The sequence below is a fragment of the Parabacteroides sp. CT06 genome (assembly GCF_002257605.1).
GTDB classification, from domain to species: Bacteria; Bacteroidota; Bacteroidia; order Bacteroidales; family Tannerellaceae; genus Parabacteroides; species Parabacteroides distasonis.
In genome coordinates, this window is the sequence record NZ_CP022754.1 from 2,767,708 (window position 1) to 2,790,757 (window position 23,050).

Below are 23,050 nucleotides of genomic sequence, written 5' to 3' on the forward strand. Positions count from 1 at the left end.
GCTGTTTGACTTGGGTATAGCGTTTTTACGCTTGACAACAGGAAACCGGACTTATATACCTTACACTTTTCTACTGAACTTTTTCTCTTTGACAAGACTAACTGCGGCGGCGGCGAAAAACAAGAAAACACCTCCCGTTAACAAAGCGAACACGGCATGCCCATGATAAACATTACGTACAATCCATCCATGAATGATTCCATTCGTGATCTGAGGTATCGTTATAAAGAAATTAAATATACCCATATAAGTACCCATCTTATCAGCGGGAAGACTATCGGAAAGAATAGCATAAGGCATCGCCAATATACTTGCCCACGCTATACCGATGCCAATCATAGAAAAGACCATCATTCCTGTGTTATTCAACAAATAGAGAGAAACCAACCCTGCCCCTCCTAGGCATAAACAGAGGGCATGAGTCATTTTCCGACCTAAATGACGGGCAATCGGGATCAATAATAAAGCGAATAACATCGCCACAAAATTATAGATACTGAATAACTCACCTACCTTATCGCCAGCCATCGCATATTCGGCGGAAGCAGGATCTGTTGCCCCATATACATGTTCAGCGATAGCAGGCGTAGAATAAACCCACATGGAATACAAGGCAAACCAAGCGAAAAACTGGCATAAACCTAACTGTAACATTATTTTAGGCATATGAAAGATATCATGCATGATCTCCATAAAACCATTGCTATCCCGCCTTTTTTCAATGACCTCACCACCGGAAAGCCGAAACTCAGCCATCTCTTCTGGGGAATATTCCTTTGTCTTAAAAATTGTCCATAATACGCTCGCTAATAAAATCGCCGCACCGGCATAAAAGGCGAATTTAACATTATCGGCAACCTCACCAGCAACCGCCGTATTAGATAAACCAAACACCTTATTCATAATACTCGGCAACAAGGAACCAACGACAGCACCGATGCCGATCAAGAAAGTCTGGATCGAGAAGCCAGTCGTATGCTGCTCATCGGGTAGCATATCCCCTACCAAGGCACGGAAAGGCTCCATCGTTACATTGATGGAAGCATCCATGATCATCAACATACCCGCACCAATCAATACGGGAGATAAAATAGCCGTCTCTGTACCGGGTGACAAGAACAATCCCGCATTCGGCATCAATATCAAGGCAATCGTCGTAAAGATAGCTCCTACCAGAAAAAACGGACGCCGACGTCCTAAACGGCACCATGTTTGGTCGGAATAATGACCAATGATAGGTTGTATGATCATACCTGTCAGCGGAGCCGCTAACCAAAATAAGGATAGTTGCTCTACATCCGCTCCATAGGTTTGAAGTATTCTACTTGAATTTGCGTTCTGAAGGGCGAAACCGAATTGAATGCCCAAGAAACCGAAAGTTAGATTCCAAATTTGCCAAAAACTCAAAAATGGTTTTGTTTTCATGAGAATTATGTTTTTTAAGGTATTTATTTGTTTGGTGACAAACATACGGAATTATTCCGAAACAGGACGTCGTCCCTATTCAAATTCATGCAAAGAAGTAGAGCAAACGTTTTCGGAAGCTACTTTTTTAACGGGTAGACTGTCTCACCACCAGATTTGTCTTGATAATCTTGCTCACGATACGATCCCCGTCACGCACGCCATTCAAACGTTCTATCAGTAAACGCATAGCGATAGCTCCCAACTCATAACCATGTTGATCCACGGAGGTCAGCAGGGGATCGCTAACTTCCGCTAAGCTATTATTCGTAAACCCACAAATCGAAACCTCATCGGGTATCCTCAATCCCTTGGCCTTTACAACATTCAGCACCCCAATAGCGGTCTCATCATTTACGGCGAAGAACGCATCCGGACGATTGGGTAACGACAATAATTCCGGGGTCAACCGAAGCGCCTCGGTATAATTATCACAAATCTTGATTAACTCTTTATCTACCGGTAATCCATTTTTACGCAAAGCATCCTCATACCCCATCCTACGATTATTAGAGATCGCTAAATGAGAAGGAGATCCGAAAAAGGCGATTCGCCGGCAACCGCTACGAATCAAGTATTCAACAGCGGAACAAACCCCGGCATAATCATCAACGACCACCCGGTCTGTCAAGATCCCCGTGCATATACGATCAAAAAACACCATAGGTATATCGCTATCGATTAGTTCTTGGAAATGATTGTAGATCGTCGTTGTTTTAGCGACAGAAGCCAAGACACCGCAAACACGTGCTTCCAATAAAGCTTGCGCACCTTTTACTTCTTTCTCATAATTCTCATTACTTTGACAAATAATAACACGATACCCTCCCTTTTCCGCCTCATCCTCTATACCGGATAAAACAGAAGAAAAGAAATAATGTACGATCTGCGGTAAAATAACACCGATTGTTTTCGTATTATTTGTCCGTAAACTCAAGGCTAAGGCATTGGGCTTATATTTATGTTCACGAGCGTAAGCATTCACTATATTCTTGGTTTCTTGGCTGATATCCGGATGATCAGCCAAGGAACGAGAGACTGTTGACGGGGAAATATGCAAGGCTTTCGCTATATCCTTTATCGTGATTTGACGCTTTTTCATGGTTCTCTTTTTTATAAAATCAAAGATATGTATTTAGGTCATACAATGCAAACGTTTGCGAGAACGTTTGCGTAAATTTATAGGGGTATCGACAAACATTTTAACAACATGAGAGGTTTGATAAACATACATTTGCATTCACATACTATGGCTAAAATTCAATAAATATAATAGAGTATTAATCTTAAACTGTCTAATGCATGAAACAAAAAATGTATTCTTGCGACGCAAGAGTAATCTTATCTATCTTGATAGGATTGTTTCTCTCCTGCAATGTTTTCGCACAAGACGTCACGATCAAAGGCAACGTGAAAGATGCGAAAGGTGAACCCATCATTGGGGCTAGTATCCTTGAAAAAGGAACTACGAATGGAACTGTTACCGATTTCGACGGTAACTTTATGCTTTCGGCGCCTAAAGGAAGTACGATCGGTATTTCTTACATAGGCTACAAATCACAAGACATTATCAACCAAGGACAAAGTAATTTAATTGTCGTATTACAAGAAGATACGGAAGTATTGGACGAGATTGTCGTAATCGGTTATGGTACGGTGAAGAAAGATGACGCTACCGGTTCCGTGACGGCCATTAAGCCAGATAAGATGAACCGGGGTTTGACCACCACCGCAACCGATATGATCAACGGTAAAATCGCCGGCGTAAATATCACGACTGACGGTGGAGCTCCGGGTTCGGGAGCCAGTATCCGCATCCGTGGTGGTTCTTCCTTATCGGCCAGCAACAACCCGCTGATCGTTATCGATGGACTTCCGATCGACAATGACGGTATCAAAGGGGTATCCAACCCGTTGAGTACGATCAACCCGAACGATATCGCAACATTCACCGTATTAAAAGACGCATCCGCCACAGCGATCTATGGTTCGCGTGCCTCTAACGGTGTGATTCTTATCACCACTAAGAAAGGTGAAAAAGGCTCCCGCCCACGGGTTACGTACGATGGAAACGTTTCTATCAGCACGAAGACCAAATCAATCGATGTTATGGGAGCTGACGAATATCGTAATTTCGTAACGGATCGTTTTGGGGCGGAATCAAGCGCCGTTAAGTTATTAGGAAAAGAAAATACGGATTGGCAGAAAGAGATCTTCCGTACAGCCGTGGGAACCGATCATAATATCACGGTATCCGGAGGCTTGAATAATATGCCTTATCGTGTATCCGCCGGATATACAAACCAAAATGGTATATTGAAAACCTCTAAGTTCGAACGTTATACTGGATCTGTAAACCTAGCTCCCAGTTTCTTCGAAGATCATTTAAATATTAACTTCAACGCCAAGGGAATGATCTCAAATAATCGTTTCGCCGATACGGGAGCTATCGGAGCGGCAATCGCATTCGACCCGACTCAACCAGTCATGAACGGCAACAGTAAATACGGAGGTTATTTTGCTTGGGAAAATGCCGGTGAATTTATCTCAATCGCTACAAAAAACCCGGTAGCGATGCTTCAACAGAAAAAAGAAGAGGCTAATTCTAAAAACTTGGTCGGTAATATCCAAGTTGATTATAAATTCCATTTCCTTCCCGAATTACGTGCGAACTTGAATTTAGGTATGGATATGGCTACCGGTACGCAAGACATTTACTATCCGAAAGAATCTCCATTAGGTTACGTGGATAACGGCAAAACAGGTTATGAGACAATCGACAAATACAATCACCTATTGGATTTTTATTTGCAATACGCTAAGGATTTCAATGAAAAGCATCATTTTGATATCATGGCTGGTTACTCTTGGCAACATTTCCATCGTTCCACAGAGAACGCATACAATAACTTGAACGGAGATAACCCGACTTCTTATATTTTCAAGACAGAAAGTTATTTGATCTCTTTCTTCGGACGTGTCAATTATTCATTCATGAATCGCTATCTTATCACCGCGACCTTACGTAACGATGGCACTTCCCGCTTCTCTAAAGACAACCGTTGGGGATTGTTCCCTTCCGTGGCTTTAGGATGGAAGATCAAGGAAGAGGGCTTTATGAAAGACGTGGACGCTGTATCGGATTTAAAACTACGCTTGGGTTATGGTATTACCGGTCAACAGGATATCTCGCAAGGAGACTACCCGTATATGGCGACTTATTTCGCGGGACAAGACGGAGCCTACTATCAATTTGGCGACCAATTTGTTCCTATCGCCCGTCCCGACGGTTACAACCCGAACTTGAAATGGGAGGAGACTACTACTTGGAACGCCGGATTCGACTTCGGATTCTTAGATAACCGTATCACTTCATCCTTGGATTATTATTACAGAGAAACTAAGGACTTGATCAATGTGATCGACGTACCGGCCGGAACAAACTTCAAGAACCGTATCGTCAGCAATATCGGTTCTTTGAGAAATCAAGGTGTTGAGTTCTCCATCAACGCTAAAGCGATCTCAACCTCTGATTGGAAATGGGACCTAGGCTTTAATGTCGCTTGGAACAACAACGAGATTACGAAGCTAACCGCACAGGATGACGCCTCATCCATCGTATTGGCAGGAACCGTAGAAGGTGGTACCGGGACCATGATACAGGCACAAGGTGTGAATCACCCGGCGAACTCATTCTATGTATACGAGCAGGTATATGATCAACAGGGTAATCCGATCGAAGGATTATACGTGGACCGCAACGGAGATGGTGTGATCAATGACGAGGACCGTTATTTCTGCCATAAACCGGCAGCCGATGTAACGATGGGCTTTACTTCTAAATTGGTATGGAAAGCATGGGATTTCAGTTTCTCACTTCGTTCCAACCTCGGGAACTATGTATATAATAATGTAGCCTCATCCAATGCGGCATTAAGTGAAGGTAGTATTAACAATAAAGGCTATCTATCCAACCGTCCGCTATCCGCTTTCGATACGAATTTCCAGAACATGAACGTATTGTCCGATTATTATGTACAAAACGCATCCTTCTTACGCTGCGATAATATCACGTTGGGTTACTCTTTCAACAAATTATTCGGCGTATTGGGCGGACGTATCTACGGAACCGTACAGAATCCTTTTGTTATCACGAAATATAAAGGATTGGATCCGGAGGTAGCGAACGCAGCTGATAAGACCTTCGGTATCGATAAGAACGTATATCCTCGCCCATTGGTAGGTATACTCGGTGTAAGTCTTAACTTCTAATTTTAAATCAGGATATCTATATGAATACGAAATTCTTTAAATATATAATACCGGCTTTATCGCTGGTTTTCAGCGTAAACTTCACCTCTTGCCTAGGTGATCTCGATGTTACGCCTATCGATCCGAACCTAAACGTAGAGTTCGATCAGAACGCCAATTTCGCCAAGATCTATGCGGGATTAGCCATCACAGGAAATAAAGGTCCCGACGGACAAGGAGATATCGCCGACACGGATGAGGGAGCGTCGGGTTTGATGCGTATGCTATTCAACCTGAATGAGCTTCCTACGGACGAGGCGATTTGCGCTTGGTCTGGCGACGTGGATGTATATCCCTTGAACTTCGCTAAGTTTACCGCCTCGAACGGTGTGGTATTGAATATGTTCAACCGTCTGTACATCCAAATCGCTCAGTGTAATAACTTCTTAATACAGACAGAGGGCAAGGATGACGAGGAAAGTCTTACACAGCGTGCTGAAGTTCGTTTTATCCGTGCCTTGGATTATTATTATTTGATTGATTTATATGGCAATGTCCCGTTCGTTGATGAGAACACGGGTATCGGTACCTATGTTCCCGAACGGATTACCCGGGCGAATCTCTATACCTATATAGAGAAAGAGTTGAAAGAAATCGAGCCACAAATGAAGGCTCCCCGTGCAAATGTATATGGACGTGCCGATCAAGCCGCCGTATGGATGCTACTTTCTCGCTTATATCTGAACGCAGAAGTATATACAGGTACCCCTCAATGGTCTGCCGCCGCTGAATACTCAAAGAAAGTCATGGACGCCGGTTTCTCTCTGGCTCCTAATTATGGAGATAATTTCCTTGCAGATAACAACACCTCTCCCGAGATGATCCTGCCGATTTGTTATGATGGCGTACAGACCCGCTCTTGGTCCGGATTGTTCTTTATCGCCAGCTTTATCAGTGGTGACATGAACGCACTGGTTGATTTCGGGACTAAAGAAGCATGGGGTGGTAACCGTGCCCGCATGGCATTGGTGAAAAAGTTCGCTTCTGACGGAGACTTATCGAAAACAACTGATACACGTGCCTCTTTCTGGACTACAGACCGTACATTCGAGATCAATAAGCCGACCGAGTTTACAGAAGGTTATTCTGTAACTAAATTCAAGAATATCACGAAATCCGGACAAATCGGTCACGATCCGAATCAGCAGTTCCCGGATATGGATTTCCCATTGTTCCGTTTAGCCGAGGCTAATCTGACCTTTGCCGAAGCCACAATACGGGCGGGAGGCGATAAACAAGCCGCTTTAAGCGCTATTAACCAGCTACGGAAAAGAGCGAAAGCCACGGAAATTACGGCAACCGATCTTACTTTGGATTTTGTGCTTGATGAGAAGGCCCGTGAGTTCTATTTTGAGGCGCAACGCCGTACGGATTTGATCCGCTACAATAAGTTCACCTCCAATTATACTTGGGATTGGAAAGGCGAGACAGCGGGAGGTACTTCAATCTCCAGTCACTTCTCATTGTTACCGATTCCTTCGACCCAACTCGTGGCAAACAGTAACTTGAAACAAAATCCGGGTTATTAATCGTAAAACCTATTAATAAGTAACAATTATGAATAAAGTCAATATATTATCCATCGTGTTTGCGGGCATCTGTGCTTTTTCTGCCTGCACGGACGATAAAGATCCGGTTATCAATGACCTAAAGGACTCAGAAGGTAATAATATATCTTTTACCCTCAATGCTCCGAATAACAGTTCATATACTTTAATGCCGGAAAATGCCAGTAGTATCATCGATATTTTTACCTGTGAACAACCGGATTACGGTTTTGCGGCAGGTGTAACGTATACCGTACAAGTCTGTGAAGGAGGAACTGAATTCGAGAAATTCGAGTCGCTGCCAACTACCGGTTCCGGCGAAAAAGTCTTGATCAAGACATTCGAGCTGAATGATGCCATGAACAATTTGGGAATGGTTAATCCTACCGTAGCTTATAATGTGGACTTCCGTCTTAAAGCATTTATTAACGACAGTGTTCCCGAACTTTATTCGAACACGGTAAACATGGCGATCACTCCATATAGTGGCGCCCGTACCCAAGTTTATTTTGTGGGTGACATATTCGACAACGGATGGAACAATAACGACCCATCGATGCGTATATTCGCTGATGACGATGTCAATAATATGTTATTCACTTACACAGGTTTCGTAAAAGCCGGTAGCGCATTCAAGATCATTCAAACCCCGGGTGATTGGGGCATTCAATGGGGTTACGACAGCGACGGAGCATTAAGCAATGACGGCGGTAGCGGTAATATCGAAGGCTTCACGCAGGATGGCTATTATACGATCACGTTAGACTTGGCTGGTAACAAATACAGCATCGAACCTTATACCGGAGCGACAACCGAATACAAACAAATCTCCCTGATTGGAGACTTCAATGATTGGGGTGGTGATCTAGATTTACAACAGGCTAGTTACGACAAGCACATCTGGATCGGCGAGAAAATAGAGATTCCGTCCGATGGCGGTTTGAAATTACGTGCGGATCATGACTGGGCCGTAAGTTTCGGTGGCAGCAATAGTTTATGGAACGATAAACAAGGACAATTCGCCAAATTTGACGGAGGTGATAATGTAAAGGTTTCCGCCGGTACCTATTTTATCAAGTTTAATGACTTAACGAAACATATCATTCTACTAGCCGAATAAGGCATTACTTAAATTACCATCCTTTACTTGATTTAAAAGTCAAGTAAAGGTGGTAATAGATAAAAGTAACGCTTGTGTTTATGAATTATGCCTCAAAAGATATGTTTTAGAACATGATTTTGTTAAATCAAGTTAAGCAAATGAGATTTCCAAACTATTCATTATGCTACATAACATAAAATCTCTATATTTGCACTGTGTTTTTCATGGTATTAGATTTAAGGTTAACAATTGAGATTGGCTGTCCGTGATGGATAGCCTTTTTTTGTTTCCTTCTAATAGTACATATTGGATTTGATGCCATTGCTGACATACAACAAACCATTCTTTCTCGTGATATAAATATTGTTTTCTCTAGCCAACCAGCCAATAGCCAAGGCTAGGTCCTCAATACTTAAAGACAATTTACGGCTTAACTCTTGCGTAGATATTTCATTTACCTCGTTTAGCGCATGCCACACTTTTCCTGCGTTTAGTCCAATTCTTCCTTTTTCCATAATCAAAATACTTTTCTAGTAAACGAACTATATTCTTTTTGTTTCCTCTTTCCTACGATTAGTAGTCATTTGTAAAGTTCGCCCTTAAATTTTAGGGAATCAATATCCATTCTTTCGTTTCTATGTTCTATTTTTATTATCTTGAATAATAAGTATTTATTAATTCCTATATTTGAGACGAATTACCGATTAGATATGGAAAAGGAAATGCTCACATTCGATATCACGAACGATTTTATCGTCGGAGATCGTATCACAAAAGAGACGCTAAACAAATACAGCAAGCTGCCTCATAAGATAAAGGCAGGTTTGTTTCTCCTTTGTGTAGAAGGTTCCGTGCAGGCTTCTATCAATCTAGCGAAGTATACGATTAACAAATATGATTTCGTGACCTTAGTGCCCAGCAATTTTATCCAGTTCCATGAAATATCGGACGACGCTCGTTTCTATTTCGCCGGATTCTCTTCGGAGTTTATGACAAACATCAATTTTATTAAATCAACCATGAGCTTTCTTCCCGTTATCACGGAACATCCGATCATGCCGCTGGAAGAATCTGTAGCTCAATTATATATTGACGGATACCGTTTATTGATACGTGCGCAATCCTTATCCCCGTCTTATTCTATGGTAAATAAAAACCTAGTCATCGCTTATCTCACGATATTCATGCAAGGAACGGCTGAGTTATATAAAAATCATAGCCATTGGACAAATGGAATCCGTACGCGCACCAATGAGATTTACCGTAAGTTTATCCAACTTGTCGTAGAGCATTATACCACCGAGCACAGCGTTTCTTTTTACGCCGCTCAATTAAATTTGTCGTTACCTCATTTCTGCACGACTATTAAGAAAGCGATCGGACTTACTCCCTTGGAAATCATTTCCTCCATTATCACGATGGATGCCAAGGCACAATTAAGATCGACAGACTTAACCGTAAAAGAGATCGCTTTCTCTTTAGGCTTTAACAACCTGTCTTTTTTCAACAAATATTTCAGGCAGCATACGGGAATGACACCTCAAGAATATAGAAGAATGAAAATTCCCTCAAGCACGTAGCCGGCAATCACTTCTTTTGTAAAACCATACGATCGATATCGGGCATCCATGAGTTTCCATTCGATAAGCGTATGCGATTCATACCGGGTTTCAGACGGATCTCTATTTGCTCGCTAGCGACCTCATGCGCAGGATGAGCCTCTACATTTTTTACGACAACTCCATTAACTTGACAAATTAATTCTCGATTCTCCGCACACTGATAATCCACGGACATCAAGTATAAACCTCCCTCACGACTGTATACATTATGCCATTCCAGATAATTGCTATCACGATTACCTAATCCCGTAACCTTCGCACCTCCAGAGCAATTCCCGTCATCCTCATAAATCGCCGTTCCAAACGCTTTGTGATTTTTTATTTCTTGATAGTCTTGCAACCAAGCACATTCCGCCTCATAGACCGTCCGTTCTCCCCTTTCCAGTCCATCCAGACGGAAAATACGTGTCCCATGCGCAGGTATGGTTACGGAAAAATCCCGATCCTTGTACTTTCCAAGATCTCTCCTTTCAAATAAGTCCCGTACACTCACGTCGCCCCGCAAATAGAAATCGGCAAAATCCAGATGAATAGTCCGTTCCTCATCCGTAGAGTTATAGACGGCGACAGCGCATGTATTCCCATTCACTTCTTCCAGATCCTTTGTCAAGATATACACTCCATCCATTTGCTTAACGACATAAGCTTGCAAGCCTAGTACGTCTTGATTTAACGCTATCAGTTCCTCGTTTTTCAGTAGCCGCAAAGATTTCTCAGAGATGGTAGTCAGATCACAGCCAATCAATAAAGGGGAGCTCATAATACACCACATTCCAAAATGAGTTTTATCTTCTTCCTCACTCATTCCACGGCCGATCTCAAGCATATCCATATCATTATATTTTCCTTCGCTCGCATAAGCGGACAAATATAGATTCTGCCGGATAATATTCTTCACGGACTCCCAGCTAGGATTTATATCTTGCGAGATACGCCATGAGAAGGCAACGTCATGCACCCACGTACCGGGAAAATTCCAACGACATACATTCATACGCACATCTTTACGGCCGGTAGCTAGTATCGCATTATGGATCGCCGTGTATCGCTCTTGCTCATCCAGACCTAATTGATCGAAATTCTGTTTGGCGTCGCCGCCACAAAAGTCGATCTTAATAAAATCGAATCCTATTTCCTTAAAGAAGTAGTCCGCATCCTGACGATCGTGCCCATAAAAGCCGACATTGATCCCTAAAGAATCCTTATCCCAAAAGGAGCCGCAAGTATTCCGGCCCGCATCGGAATAAATACCCGCCTTAAACCCTAACGCATGGATATGATCTACCGTCTGCTTCAAGCCATTCGGAAAACGGACCGGATGAGTGATTAACTCCCCGCTCGCATCCCGTCCCCCAAAATACCCGTCATCAATATTAATATATTTATATCCAACCTCTTTCAAGCCATTCCGCGACATCGCATCAGCTTGTTTCATTATCAGTTTGTCGCTGATATTCACTCGATAGGTATTCCATGAGCTCCATCCCATCGTGGGAGGATCATACGCAAAAACAGAAGATGCCAAGAGAAGTAAGGCGATTGATATATAGTTTCGCATGGTATAAAATTTTCATGTATAACGTTCTTAATCAAACAAAAATAAGAAAAGTGTATCAGACCGCCAAATCGGGATAAACGAAAAAAGGGAAGTATGCCTTTTTGACGTGACATACTTCCCTCACTTATATAAACTCTGTATTTGGATTACCAGATAACCACCCGATCAACCGGAGCCATAAACATCGGATCGCCCTCTTTAATGTCAAAAGCGGCATAGAACGGGGCGATATTACGCAAGGCAGCGTTCACACGCCATTTTCCCAATGAATGCGGGTCGATCTTGGTACGACGACGGATCTCCTCGGGACGGATATTTTGTCCCCACAACGTCGCATACCCCAAGAAGAAACGTTGCTCATTCGTGAAGCCATCGATCGGGGCCGGAGTCTCTTTGCCCTTCAAGCTATTCAAATAAGCTTGGTGAGCGACCAACAAACCTCCGTGGTCGGCGATATTCTCACCCAACGTAAAACGTCCGTTGGCATGAAGCGTATCTATTACGATAATCTGGTCATATTGATCAACCAATTTATCAGCACGCTCCGTGAAACGGACAGCATCCTCGGCAGTCCACCAATCGATCAAATTACCATCCTTATCGTAGTTACGTCCCTGATCATCGAATCCATGCGTCATCTCATGGCCGATTACCACGCCGATAGCGCCATAGTTCACCGCATCGTCGGCATCCGGATTAAAGAATGGAGGCTGAAGGATCGCAGCCGGGAAACAGATCTCATTCGTAGTCGGATTGTAATAAGCGTTCACGGTCTGCGGATTCATATGCCAACGAGACTTATCGACCGGCTTATCCACGTCCGCCAATTGATAGGCCATATCGAAGATGTTAGAACGGCGAACATTCGCCCAATAAGAATCGTCCTTGATCTCCAAACCACTATAATCACGCCATTTGTCCGGATAACCAATTTTCACCGTAAAGGCAGCCAATTTCTCTTGCGCTTTCGCCTTAGTCGTATCGCTCATCCATTCCAAGCCGTTGATCCGCTCGCTCAAAGCGGTCTGCAAATTCCCCACCAGCGTTAACATCTTTTCCTTGGAAGAAGCCGGGAAGTATTTCTCTACATACATCTCGCCGACGGCCTCGCCCAACGCACCGTTTACCGTATTCAACGAACGCTTCCAACGAGGTTGTTGTTCCTGCTTTCCGGACATTACCTTTCCATAGAACTCAAAATCAGCGTCTACAAAATCATCACTTAGGTACGGAGCCGCCGCGCTCAATAAATTAAACGCCAAATAATATTTTTGCTCATCGACCGTCGTATTCCGCAAAGCCTCACTCATATCCTTATAGAAGTTGATTTGCTTCGCATCCAACTCTTTCAGCCCGGCTAATCCCATGGATTCAAAATATACATCCCAATCCAACGGGGATTCTATTTGCTTGAAATCCTCGTAAGCCAATTTATTATAGTTCTTCTGGGAGTCACGCAAATCCTCACGGCCATAAGAGATCTCGGCGATAGCCTTCTCTATTTTCATCACGGCATCCACCGCCGCATCCGCTTGCTCCGGACTTGAGCCGGCCAATGTAAATAATTTATTTATATAAGCCCTGTAAGCATCACGCATCTTGGCGGAGCCTTCATCTTCCAATAAATAATAATCCCGATCGCCCATTCCGATACCAGCCTGATACAGCTGGACGATATTCATGGCACTATTCTTCTCGTCAGCGCCCACGAACAAAGCGAAGAACGGAGCCATGCCTTCCTTATGAAGCGTAGCCACCATCTTAGAGACATCCGATTTCGTTGCCAGCGCATTGATAGCGGCCAGTTCCTCTTTGACAGGAGCCACTCCATCGGCATTCAACTTCGTGCTATCCAATCCCATCGCATACAAAGCGCCGATCTTCCCGGCGACACTGCCCGCCTCATGGGGCGTAGCGCTAAGTTCCTCGATCAATACCCGGAGCTGTTCTTGGTTATTCTCTAGTAATTGGTCGAAAGTTCCGAAACGAGCGTATTCCGGTTTCAAAGGATTATTCTTAATCCATCCACCACAAGCGTATTCATAAAAATCCGTGCCTGCGGCAACCGTGGTATCCATATTCGCAGGATTAATAGCAGCGATCTTCACTACCTCTTTCTGAGGAGTGTTACAACTCGCTAAAGCGACTATCCCAGCCGCTAAAAACGGAAACATTTTTCTCTTTCTCATTTTGTTTAGTCTTTTGCCTTAAAACCTTACAAAGATACGATAAATACGCAAAAGAAAAACATGTACGTGTTTCTTTTAAAACATGTACGACTTTTTCCGAAAACACGTACGTGTTTTTCGAACGATAAAAGGATTCATGTATTCAAGAATAAGTGTATCTTTGCCAACAAATCATTTATATCATGAAGAAACTAATAATCAGCGTTTGGGCATTTATCGCCCTTCCCTTATTCGCTCAGCGAGACGCGAATATCCGTATTTATCCGGAGCAAGGTAACCAACAGATCAGTAAACATATTTACGGGCAATTCGCCGAACATCTAGGGAGTTGTATCTACGGTGGCTTATGGGTGGGGCCGGAGTCCGACATCCCTAATACCCAAGGATACCGTACGGATGTCTTAAACGCGTTGAAGAAACTACAGATCCCGAACTTACGTTGGCCGGGCGGTTGCTTCGCCGACGAATATCATTGGATGGATGGAATCGGCCCCAAGGAAAATCGCCCGAAAATGGTGAATAATAACTGGGGAGGGACGATTGAGGATAATAGTTTTGGAACCCATGAGTTCTTGAATCTATGTGAGTTATTAGGTTGTGAGCCTTACATCAGCGGAAACGTGGGAAGCGGTACGGTTGAGGAAATGGCTAAATGGGTGGAATACATGACCTCGGAAGGAGACAGCCCTATGGCCAACCTACGCCGGAAAAATGGCCGGGATAAGGCATGGAAAGTCAAGTTTTTCGGCGTTGGGAACGAGAGTTGGGGATGCGGGGGCAGTATGCGACCGGAATATTATTCCGACCTTTACCGTCGTTACTCTACGTATTGCCGTAACTATGATAGCAATGTCTTGTTCAAGATCGCCAGCGGTGCCAGCGATTATGATTACAACTGGACCGAGACGCTGATGAAACAAATCGGCGGACGCATGGATGGTATCTCTTTACATTATTATACAGTAGGAGATTGGAACAATAAAGGCTCCGCTACCGATTTCAACACGGAGGATTATTACTGGACCTTAGGAAAATGCCTTGAGATAGAGGATGTCGTTAAAAAGCATATCGCTATCATGGATAAATACGACCCGAAGAAAAATATAGCCCTCATGGTAGACGAATGGGGTACTTGGTGGGATGTGGAACCCGGTACGATCCCCGGCCATCTGTTCCAGCAAAACACGATGCGCGACGCTTTCGTAGCCGCTCTTACCCTACATGTCTTCCACAAATATACGGACCGAGTGAAAATGACCAACATCGCACAGATTGTCAATGTATTGCAGTCCATGATCCTCACGAAAGGCAAGGACATGGTGCTTACGCCTACTTACCATGTGTTCGAGATGTACAAGGTTCATCAAGACGCTACCTTTTTGCCGATGGATCTAATCTGCGACAAGGAGAAAGTAAGAGACAACCGGGAAGTGCCGGTCGTAAGCGCCTCCGCATCCCGGGACTCGCAGGGTAAAATCCATATCTCGTTGGCAAACGTAGATCCCCGGCAAAGCGAGAACATCCATATCGACCTGCAAAACGTAACGATAAAGAGCGTGAACGGGCGTATCCTGACAGCGTCCTCCATAAACGACTATAACACATTCGATTCGCCGGAGAAGGTCAAGCCGGAAGTTTTCAAGGGAGCCAAGGTGGAAAAGGGAAAGTTAAGCGTCAGCCTTCCTCCCATGTCGATCGTCGTATTAGAAGTTTTATAAAAAGACGGACAATAACATGGCAATGTTTCTATAATTATTAACTTTGCCCGAAGAATTAAAAAACACATTAAAGAAACGCATTATGAAACCTACATTATTTGTATTGGCAGCCGGAATGGGTAGTCGTTATGGGGGATTAAAACAATTGGACGGCCTAGGTCCCAATGGCGAGACCATCATGGACTATTCTATTTTCGATGCTATTCGTGGCGGGTTCGGTAAACTTGTATTCGTTATCCGCAAATCTTTCGAGAAAGACTTCCGTGAGAAAATCATCTCCAAATATGAGAACCATATCCCGGTTGAAGTCGTATTCCAAGACTTGAACGATCTTCCGGAGGGCTTCACTTGCCCGGAGGGACGTGAGAAACCGTGGGGAACCAACCATGCCGTATTGATGGGCAAGAAGGTTATCAATGAGCCTTTCGCCGTAATCAACGCCGATGATTTCTACGGACGTGACAGCTTCGCCGTATTAGGCAAGCAATTGTCTGAGATGGATGGCAAGAAGAATGATTATTGCATGGTAGGCTACCGTGTAGGTAATACGTTGAGCGAGAGCGGTTCCGTAGCACGTGGTGTTTGCGCCACGAACGAGGAAGGTTATCTGACAGGCGTCGTGGAGCGTACCGCTATCGAACGTATCGACGGAGATATCCAGTTTGTAGACGAGAACGGAAAGAAGGTCGTATTGGAAGAAAATACGCCGGTATCCATGAATATGTGGGGCTTCACTCCCGATTACTTCGAGTATTCCGAGGAATATTTCAAGGAGTTCCTAAAAGCCAATATGGGTAATTTAAAGAGTGAATATTTCATCCCGTTGATGGTAAATAAATTGATCACGGAAGGAACAGCCCGTGTGAAAGTATTGGATACAACCTCCAAATGGTTCGGCGTAACTTACGCAGCGGATCGTCAAGGCGTTGTGGATAAGATCCAAGCCTTGGTAGACGCAGGCGAGTATCCAAGCAAATTATTCTGATTATAAGGCCCTTATGGCTGATTTCTCAGCAAGAAGTAACAGCCGTGGCCTAAGACTCTTATCGTATCACCCTTGTGAAGCGATCTTTTCACGGGGGTGATACGATCTTTTCACCTCTGTGAAAAGATCAATACCTCCTAATGAAAACGATACTATATATATTTCCATTACCCAAAAGACCTAGTCCAAAGCTTTTGTATGTAACCATTCAGAAAGCAAATCCGCAACCTCTATATTATTTAAATCCGACATAGGGAAATGGGTATTGCCATGTAATCCTACCTCCGGTAAATGAATAACGGTGACATCCCCACCCTGATCATTCAGCATTTTTGCCCATATCTTCATCAAGCGCAAACGGCGTGTCCATTCATATAACTCCGGACGCTCATCGGTTTCGGGTAAATTATCTCCATAATAAATGACGATAGGGACCTTGGTATATTCCATGAATACGGACATAGGTACTTCAATGCCTTCCATTTTCTTGGAAAGCGTAATAAACTTAGCCTCCTCCGGCAATTGCCCTTCCGGAAAAGGAACCGCTCCACCCGGTTCGTATGACGCGATAGCCTTAATGTTTCTCGTCTTAAGCAATGTATTCCATCCAACGGGCCCGCCTTGCGAATGGGTAATAAATACGCCCGGGCCTATCTTGTCGAACAAAGCGGCGTAGGCATCCGAATAGACCTCAAAATCCGTCGTGCCAATAGTCGGCGTCATTTGACGAAAGTATTGGTCCAAGGTTTCCTTATCCCGCTTAAACTGTACTCCTTCAAAATAATCCGGCCAGATACCTACACGAAAACGGTTAAACCAAACCTCCTCGTCAAACGCCGGAGAAATTGTCACGCTCTCCGTACCTCTACCGGCGTTCCCTCTACGAGGCTGATCGACAAGATAGACACTAAACCGGCGACGTAAGAAAATATTCTGGAAGCCCTCACGCCCGTCGGGTGTGGTTTCCCATGTCTTAGAAAACTGCCCTACACCATGGGCGAATACCAATGGGTATTTCCTCGCTCCGACCGGCTTTTGATAAAATACGTACGCATGGTCGCCATGAAAAGTATGCCCTAATGAATCAACCAAGACCGTACCTCCAACAGCGAAGCTGCCTTGCTCATCCACCATCAGAACACGCTCATCTCGCTGTTTACATCCAACAAGCAAGAGAATGATACCAAGTATAAAAACAGGTCTCATATTTCCGATAGCTTAATCTATTTCTGTACTTTTGATTCCTGTAGCGCATTATAACGGCTTCCCACTACAGGGATAGCGGAAACCGCATCCTCCAATTCCCTCATCTCACCGGCGGTGAAAATGATATCCGCAGCACGTAAATTCTCTTCCAGATGAGACAGCTTCGTAGTCCCCGGTATAGCTACGATCCAAGGTTTCTTATTCATTAACCATGCCAAGGCAACTTGTGCGGGCGTGATCCCCCGTGTCCTCCCAAAAGCATTCAGCACTTCCACGATCCGCATATTGGCACGGATAGCTTCCGGTTGAAAACGAGGTAAATCTTGACGATTGTCGTTTTCCGGATCAAATCGAGTATACTCGTTAATCAAGCCTCCCAAAAAGCCTCGATTTATCGGACTATAAGGAACAAAACCAATACCCAATTCCTCACACAACGGCAATACGCTCTCCTCCACGGCACGATGCATCAAATGATATTCACTCTGTATAGCCGTAACAGGGCAGATCCTATGGGCACGGCGGATGGTATCGGCATTCACCTCGCAAAGTCCGAAATGCAATACCTTGCCTTCTCTGATCAATTCGTTCACGGTCTCAGCGACGACCTCAATCGGAGTGTTCGGGTCCGCACGATGCTGGTAAAACATACCGAGAGTTTCTACTCCAAGATTGCGAAGCGAATTCTCGCACACCTTACGTATATTGTTGGGAGAACTATCTTCCTCTGTCTTGATTTGTACGCCATCCACAAACTTATGCCCAAATTTAGTAGTTACAAATACCCGGTCCGAATAACCTTTCAACGCTTCGCCAACTAATCGTTCATTCGTTTGATAACCATAGCTCTCTGCCGTGTCGAACAAAGTAACACCACGATCGATGGCCTCATGTACCAAAGCGATTACTTGCTTCTTGCCGGGATGCTGGCCGCGATGATGATTCAATCCCATACAACCAAATCCCATAGCCGATACAACCATGGAAGCCGTACCACTTCCCAATGTCCGCTTTACACCGACCACGGCATTAGTTTTACAATCCAAGGCCGAGGGTCCTTGCCTGTTCACGCCCTCACAGGCAACCATTCCATTGAATACGGAAGAAGCACAGATCCCTGTTCCTGCCAATACCGCCGACCTCAAAAATCCCCGACGGCTTATCTCATTGTACTTTCTCATAACTTATGACCTTTCTAATTAATATTCCATTCACGGCAAAAATACAACGTTCCTACATCCAAACATGTATCAAAACCACAGATAGATATACCAATTTCATCGGTCATACTCCTTATCCGTCACAGCCCGGAGCTGTACGGCATGATTCTCGATCGCATGTTCCGTAATGGTCATACACACGATAGAGCTACCCGGTGTCGCCCCATTCCAATGGCGTACATTAGGAGGTGTCACGATCACATCACCCTTCCGGATCACACGTTTCTCTCCTCCTTCCTCTTGATAATATCCTTCTCCATCAAGTACTAACAAGGTTTGTTCGGCATCCGGATGGTAATGCCAGAAATTACGACTGTAAGGTTTGAATATAAAATGCGCGATCATCGTATTACCAGACTCCTTCAACAAGGAGACATAGACATCCCCCGTATTATACTCCGACGAAGCCTTTGCGTCAGCAGGGAAAATCAATGTCTCGGCACTTTGTTCACCCTCGCTAGAGCTGAGAGCTACAAGGTCAAAAACTTCTCCCGGGGCTAAGACATGAACACGTTCCGGATTGAAGATACGCTCTTCTAGCATTTTAGGGTCGGCATTGAATGGTTTCATATCGGGAGCATCCACCGTTCCCCAATGAGACAGGAGAAGCTGCGCTTTAGGATAAGCATTTGCGATCTTTATGGCTCCCTCCAATCCTATATGCCATGAATCATCCGAAAAATCAAAAAAAATCACGTCCGGGGCAGGTAATTCCAAGAACTCAGGAAGAAAGCGGGAATCTCCCGGTGCCCAAATTAAGCCATCCGGTGTTTTCATGAGGAAACCACAATAATCTTCAACCTTAAATTCACGCGTATATCCCGGATACTCATTTTGCCACGTATGGTAAGCCGGAGTTAACTTGATAGAAATCGGACCAACATTAAAAGTCTCCCCGATACGATGTCCGAAAGAGTTCAAACCCTGTGTTTCCATCAAAGAATCCATGTAGAATGTAGAATGATATTCCCGGCATACAGAAGACATTTCCGTACAAGTAGGAACACTGTAATGATCATTGTCGCAATGAGTGATCAATACCGCATCCAAATGGGGAACATCTTTAGGGGCAATCGGCATATTTATTAACAAAGGCATATCAAATCCCTTCAACATAGGATCGACCATCAAACACGTACCACGGCTATTAATCAGAAAGCCAGCGTTCCCCAACCAGCGTATAACCGTATGCCCGGTTGACTCAAAAGCCTCTTTGCCGAAAGGTTGTGATGCAGGAGGGATGGCTTGACCCTTTTCATTATAAGAAAACTGAGCCTTTATGTTTAAGACAATCCCCCCTAAAATTAAAATAGCTAAGATACTTGCTCTCATAGTATATTGAATTTAGAGTTTTAAATTTCTATGACAAAATTACCTAGATTCAACATAAAACGATGTGCATATATTACAGATGTTTGTAACGCTATTACGGTTTCCTACCAAAGAAATCATGTTTAGACCTATTCCTTTGATCATAGATATCGATATTTATTCTTATTTTTGTCCATCTAAAACTAATAGAAATAAATATGAGACGGATTCTTACGATGTTGTTTGTTTCGGTATTTATGCTTTCGCTATGCCCGCTGCATGCGCAAGAGACTGAGACATTGGTGCTGATTGATACGGATATGGGTAAGATTAAGGTGAAACTGTTCAACGACACGCCGTTGCACAGGGATAATTTTATCAAGAACGTAAAAGAACACCGTTACGATGGATTATTGTTCCATCGGGTTATCAAGCAATTCATGATACAAGGAGGCGATATCAACTCGAAAGACGCTCCCTTGGACGCACATCTGGGCGACGGAGATCTAGATTACACCATCCCCGCCGAGTTCGTGTATCCGAAATATTTCCATAAGCGGGGAATGCTCTGTGCCGCACGTACCCCGGATGAGGAGAATCCCGAGAAGGCCTCATCAGCGACTCAATTCTATATCGTGACCGGAAAGTTCTTTACGGAGATGGAGCTAGATAAGATGACCAAGGAGAAAGGCATCGAGTTTACGCCGGAGCAAAAAGAAGCCTATATGCTGGAAGGCGGAACGCCTCATCTGGACGGCAACTATACGGTGTTCGGAGAGGTTATACAGGGTATGAAAGTCGTGGATAAGATACAGTTCGTCGAGACGAACGCCGAAGACAGGCCCACGAAGAACATAAAGATCAAGTCAATGAAACTCATAGAAAAATAAGTAAAATGGAAAATCAAGCAACTGAGACAAGGGTGCTTATGCACACCAACAAAGGAGATATAAAGCTGAAATTATATAACGACACGCCATTACATCGTGATAACTTTATCAAGTTGGTAAAAGAAGGGCAATATAACGGCTTGCTGTTCCACCGTGTGATCAAGGATTTCATGATACAAGGAGGTGACGTAACTTCCAAGGATGCCCCAATGAACAAGCAACTGGGAGCGGGCGATCTGGGCTATACCGTTCCCGCCGAATTCCGTTACCCGAAATATTTCCATAAGAAAGGAGCCCTTTGCGCCGCACGTACCGGAGACGAAGTGAACCCGGAAAAGGCCTCTTCCGCCTCCCAATTCTATATCGTAACGGGGAAAAAGTATTCGGAACAAGAGTTGAACCAGATGGAAAAGCAACTGGAAGGCCGTCTGAAACAAGAGATATTCGCCCGCCTGCAAAACGAGAACAAGCCTAAGATCATGGAATTCTATCGCAGTGGTAACAAGGAAGAACTGGCGATCCTTCGTGATACCTTGATCGGCAAGACCGAGCTGGAGGCCGAGAAGCGGAAAGACGAGGTAAAGTTAAACCCGGAACTCCGTGAGGCTTACAAGAATGTAGGTGGCGTACCGTTCCTCGACAATCAATACACGGTTTACGGCGAAGTGGTAGAAGGCATGGATGTCGTAGACGCCATACAGTCCTCCAAGACCAACAAGCAAGATCGTCCGACCGAGAATATCGTCATTAACTCCGTAGAGATCTTATAATGCGGTTATCGGCTTCATAAACCGACGAAGGGGCTTATCGCGAATATCAGTAATAAAAGAGCTATCTTGAGAAAGATCATACATATCGATATGGATGCCTTTTATGCCTCGGTGGAACAACGAGACCATCCGGAGTTGCGAGGAAAACCCCTAGCGGTCGGGCATGCGGAGCAGAGAGGCGTAGTAGCCGCCGCTAGCTACGAGGCCCGGAAATATGGGGTACGTTCCGCCATGGCGTCTCAAAAAGCCAAACGTTTATGCCCGGACCTGATATTCGTACACGGAAGGATGGACGTATATAAATCCGTCTCACGCCAGATCCACGAGATCTTCCACGATTATACGGATATCATAGAACCCCTTTCCTTGGATGAAGCCTTCTTGGATGTCACCGATAATAAACAAGGCATCTCTCTCGCTGTAGATATCGCCAAGGAGATCAAGAAACGGATCTGGGAAAACTTGAACCTGATAGCGTCAGCGGGAGTCTCCTACAACAAATTTCTAGCGAAAATAGCCTCGGATTATCGAAAACCCAATGGATTATGTACCATTCACCCAAGCCAAGCCCTCGATTTCATAGCCCGTCTTCCCATCGAGTCTTTCTGGGGAGTAGGTCCCGTAACAGCCCGAAAAATGCATACGCTCGGTATCCACAACGGACTGCAATTACGGGAATGTTCGGGGGAGATGCTTACCCGCCAGTTCGGAAAGGCGGGAATACTTTATTATGAGTTTGCCAGAGGTATAGACAACCGTCCCGTAGAAGCGGTACGAATCCGGAAGTCGGTAGGTTGCGAGCATACGCTAGAAAAAGATATCTCCCGCAAATCCTCTGTTATCATCGAGCTTTATCACGTAGCGACCGAACTTATCGGCAGGCTGGAACGTTCCGGATTCAAGGGAAACACACTGACCTTAAAGGTCAAGTTCCATGATTTCAACCAAATCACGAGAAGCCTCAGCCGTCCGGAAGAGTTAACAACCTTAGATAAGATCCTTCCCTTGGCCAAGGAATTACTGAAAGAAGTGGAATATACCGAGCATCCCATCCGACTGATCGGCCTATCCGTATCTAATCCCGTAAAAGAGGAGCCTCATACGAAAGACCGTTGGGAACAATTAAGTTTTGAGTTCAGCGACTGGAAATAATACTT

17 protein-coding genes are annotated in these 23,050 nt (G+C 44.4%); 9 read left to right on the top strand and 8 right to left on the bottom strand.

The window, feature by feature from the left end; all coding sequences use genetic code 11:
* Positions 1 to 60: 60 nt before the first annotated feature.
* On the bottom strand, positions 61 to 1,425 hold the full coding sequence (locus tag CI960_RS12055) for an MFS transporter (protein ID WP_005855828.1): 1,365 nt from the start codon (positions 1,423 to 1,425) through the stop codon (positions 61 to 63).
* Positions 1,426 to 1,552: 127 nt separating this feature from the next.
* The gene (locus CI960_RS12060) at positions 1,553 to 2,566 is read right to left on the bottom strand and encodes a LacI family DNA-binding transcriptional regulator (protein ID WP_005855821.1); all 1,014 of its coding nucleotides are present in this window, start codon (positions 2,564 to 2,566) and stop codon (positions 1,553 to 1,555) included.
* Between the two features lie 200 nt (positions 2,567 to 2,766).
* Here CI960_RS12060 and CI960_RS12065 point away from each other — a divergent pair, with 200 nt between their 5' ends.
* Genes CI960_RS12065 through CI960_RS12075 form a run of 3 tightly spaced genes read left to right on the top strand, consistent with a single transcriptional unit; the run spans position 2,767 to position 8,442 of the window.
* Complete coding sequence (locus CI960_RS12065; RefSeq protein ID WP_005855820.1) at positions 2,767 to 5,736, top strand: TonB-dependent receptor; 2,970 nt, start codon at positions 2,767 to 2,769, stop codon at positions 5,734 to 5,736.
* 20 nt (positions 5,737 to 5,756) lie between these two features.
* Positions 5,757 to 7,304, top strand: a complete 1,548-nt coding sequence (locus CI960_RS12070; RefSeq protein ID WP_005855819.1) for a RagB/SusD family nutrient uptake outer membrane protein — start codon at positions 5,757 to 5,759, stop codon at positions 7,302 to 7,304.
* Positions 7,305 to 7,332: 28 nt separating this feature from the next.
* Positions 7,333 to 8,442, top strand: a complete 1,110-nt coding sequence (locus tag CI960_RS12075) for a SusE domain-containing protein (protein ID WP_005855818.1) — start codon at positions 7,333 to 7,335, stop codon at positions 8,440 to 8,442.
* 275 nt (positions 8,443 to 8,717) lie between these two features.
* Here the strand turns inward: CI960_RS12075 and CI960_RS12080 are convergent, their stop codons facing one another.
* Entirely contained in the window at positions 8,718 to 8,939 is a 222-nt protein-coding gene (locus CI960_RS12080; RefSeq protein WP_005855817.1) for a winged helix-turn-helix domain-containing protein, read from the bottom strand.
* A gap of 195 nt (positions 8,940 to 9,134) precedes the next feature.
* On the opposite strand from CI960_RS12080, the gene CI960_RS12085 reads away from it, so the two are divergent.
* Complete coding sequence (locus CI960_RS12085) at positions 9,135 to 10,004, top strand: AraC family transcriptional regulator (RefSeq protein ID WP_008778253.1); 870 nt, start codon at positions 9,135 to 9,137, stop codon at positions 10,002 to 10,004.
* Positions 10,005 to 10,011: 7 nt separating this feature from the next.
* On the opposite strand, the gene CI960_RS12090 is transcribed toward CI960_RS12085, so the two are convergent.
* Together CI960_RS12090 and CI960_RS12095 are read right to left on the bottom strand one after the other, a co-directional pair.
* The gene (locus CI960_RS12090; protein WP_005855812.1) at positions 10,012 to 11,604 is read right to left on the bottom strand and encodes an alpha-galactosidase; all 1,593 of its coding nucleotides are present in this window, start codon (positions 11,602 to 11,604) and stop codon (positions 10,012 to 10,014) included.
* Between the two features lie 146 nt (positions 11,605 to 11,750).
* Positions 11,751 to 13,793 carry a M13 family metallopeptidase gene (locus CI960_RS12095; RefSeq protein WP_005855811.1) on the bottom strand — a complete coding sequence of 681 codons (2,043 nt, stop codon included), beginning with the start codon at positions 13,791 to 13,793 and terminating at the stop codon, positions 11,751 to 11,753.
* 182 nt (positions 13,794 to 13,975) lie between these two features.
* Here CI960_RS12095 and CI960_RS12100 point away from each other — a divergent pair, with 182 nt between their 5' ends.
* Together CI960_RS12100 and CI960_RS12105 are read left to right on the top strand one after the other, a co-directional pair.
* Positions 13,976 to 15,511: an alpha-N-arabinofuranosidase gene (locus tag CI960_RS12100; protein WP_005855809.1), complete on the top strand. Its 1,536-nt coding sequence runs from the start codon at positions 13,976 to 13,978 to the stop codon at positions 15,509 to 15,511.
* A gap of 82 nt (positions 15,512 to 15,593) precedes the next feature.
* Entirely contained in the window at positions 15,594 to 16,496 is a 903-nt protein-coding gene (locus CI960_RS12105; RefSeq protein ID WP_005855808.1) for a nucleotidyltransferase, read from the top strand.
* Between the two features lie 180 nt (positions 16,497 to 16,676).
* Here CI960_RS12105 and CI960_RS12110 read toward each other — a convergent pair whose 3' ends face one another.
* The 3 genes from CI960_RS12110 to CI960_RS12120 form a co-directional block, all read right to left on the bottom strand.
* Complete coding sequence (locus tag CI960_RS12110) at positions 16,677 to 17,702, bottom strand: alpha/beta fold hydrolase (protein ID WP_005855807.1); 1,026 nt, start codon at positions 17,700 to 17,702, stop codon at positions 16,677 to 16,679.
* 17 nt (positions 17,703 to 17,719) lie between these two features.
* On the bottom strand, positions 17,720 to 18,883 hold the full coding sequence (locus tag CI960_RS12115; RefSeq protein WP_005855806.1) for an aldo/keto reductase: 1,164 nt from the start codon (positions 18,881 to 18,883) through the stop codon (positions 17,720 to 17,722).
* 96 nt (positions 18,884 to 18,979) lie between these two features.
* On the bottom strand, positions 18,980 to 20,254 hold the full coding sequence (locus CI960_RS12120) for an MBL fold metallo-hydrolase (protein ID WP_005855805.1): 1,275 nt from the start codon (positions 20,252 to 20,254) through the stop codon (positions 18,980 to 18,982).
* A gap of 197 nt (positions 20,255 to 20,451) precedes the next feature.
* Here CI960_RS12120 and CI960_RS12125 point away from each other — a divergent pair, with 197 nt between their 5' ends.
* The 3 genes from CI960_RS12125 to dinB all read left to right on the top strand — a co-directional run bounded on the left by CI960_RS12125 (position 20,452) and on the right by dinB (position 23,045).
* A complete protein-coding gene (locus CI960_RS12125; protein ID WP_005855801.1) occupies positions 20,452 to 21,123 on the top strand; it encodes a peptidylprolyl isomerase in 672 nt (223 codons plus the stop codon).
* 5 nt (positions 21,124 to 21,128) lie between these two features.
* A complete protein-coding gene (locus tag CI960_RS12130) occupies positions 21,129 to 21,893 on the top strand; it encodes a peptidylprolyl isomerase (protein ID WP_005855798.1) in 765 nt (254 codons plus the stop codon).
* A 90-nt stretch (positions 21,894 to 21,983) separates the two neighbouring features.
* Positions 21,984 to 23,045, top strand: a complete 1,062-nt coding sequence (dinB, locus tag CI960_RS12135; RefSeq protein WP_005855795.1) for a DNA polymerase IV — start codon at positions 21,984 to 21,986, stop codon at positions 23,043 to 23,045.
* The last annotated feature ends 5 nt before the right edge of the window (positions 23,046 to 23,050 follow it).

Bases quoted from the DNA above. Each gene is read 5' to 3' on its own strand.
- CI960_RS12105 (WP_005855808.1), top strand. From the start codon at position 15,594: ATGAAACCTACATTATTTGTATTGGCAGCCGGAATGGGTAGTCGTTAT.
- CI960_RS12130 (WP_005855798.1), top strand. From the start codon at position 21,129: ATGGAAAATCAAGCAACTGAGACAAGGGTGCTTATGCACACCAACAAA.
- CI960_RS12115 (WP_005855806.1), bottom strand. From the start codon at position 18,883: ATGAGAAAGTACAATGAGATAAGCCGTCGGGGATTTTTGAGGTCGGCG.
- CI960_RS12125 (WP_005855801.1), top strand. From the start codon at position 20,452: ATGAGACGGATTCTTACGATGTTGTTTGTTTCGGTATTTATGCTTTCG.
- CI960_RS12100 (WP_005855809.1), top strand. From the start codon at position 13,976: ATGAAGAAACTAATAATCAGCGTTTGGGCATTTATCGCCCTTCCCTTA.
- CI960_RS12080 (WP_005855817.1), bottom strand. From the start codon at position 8,939: ATGGAAAAAGGAAGAATTGGACTAAACGCAGGAAAAGTGTGGCATGCG.
- CI960_RS12070 (WP_005855819.1), top strand. From the start codon at position 5,757: ATGAATACGAAATTCTTTAAATATATAATACCGGCTTTATCGCTGGTT.
- CI960_RS12085 (WP_008778253.1), top strand. From the start codon at position 9,135: ATGGAAAAGGAAATGCTCACATTCGATATCACGAACGATTTTATCGTC.
- CI960_RS12055 (WP_005855828.1), bottom strand. From the start codon at position 1,425: ATGAAAACAAAACCATTTTTGAGTTTTTGGCAAATTTGGAATCTAACT.
- CI960_RS12090 (WP_005855812.1), bottom strand. From the start codon at position 11,604: ATGCGAAACTATATATCAATCGCCTTACTTCTCTTGGCATCTTCTGTT.
- CI960_RS12110 (WP_005855807.1), bottom strand. From the start codon at position 17,702: ATGAGACCTGTTTTTATACTTGGTATCATTCTCTTGCTTGTTGGATGT.
- CI960_RS12075 (WP_005855818.1), top strand. From the start codon at position 7,333: ATGAATAAAGTCAATATATTATCCATCGTGTTTGCGGGCATCTGTGCT.
- CI960_RS12065 (WP_005855820.1), top strand. From the start codon at position 2,767: ATGAAACAAAAAATGTATTCTTGCGACGCAAGAGTAATCTTATCTATC.
- CI960_RS12095 (WP_005855811.1), bottom strand. From the start codon at position 13,793: ATGAGAAAGAGAAAAATGTTTCCGTTTTTAGCGGCTGGGATAGTCGCT.
- dinB (WP_005855795.1), top strand. From the start codon at position 21,984: ATGGATGCCTTTTATGCCTCGGTGGAACAACGAGACCATCCGGAGTTG.
- CI960_RS12120 (WP_005855805.1), bottom strand. From the start codon at position 20,254: ATGAGAGCAAGTATCTTAGCTATTTTAATTTTAGGGGGGATTGTCTTA.
- CI960_RS12060 (WP_005855821.1), bottom strand. From the start codon at position 2,566: ATGAAAAAGCGTCAAATCACGATAAAGGATATAGCGAAAGCCTTGCAT.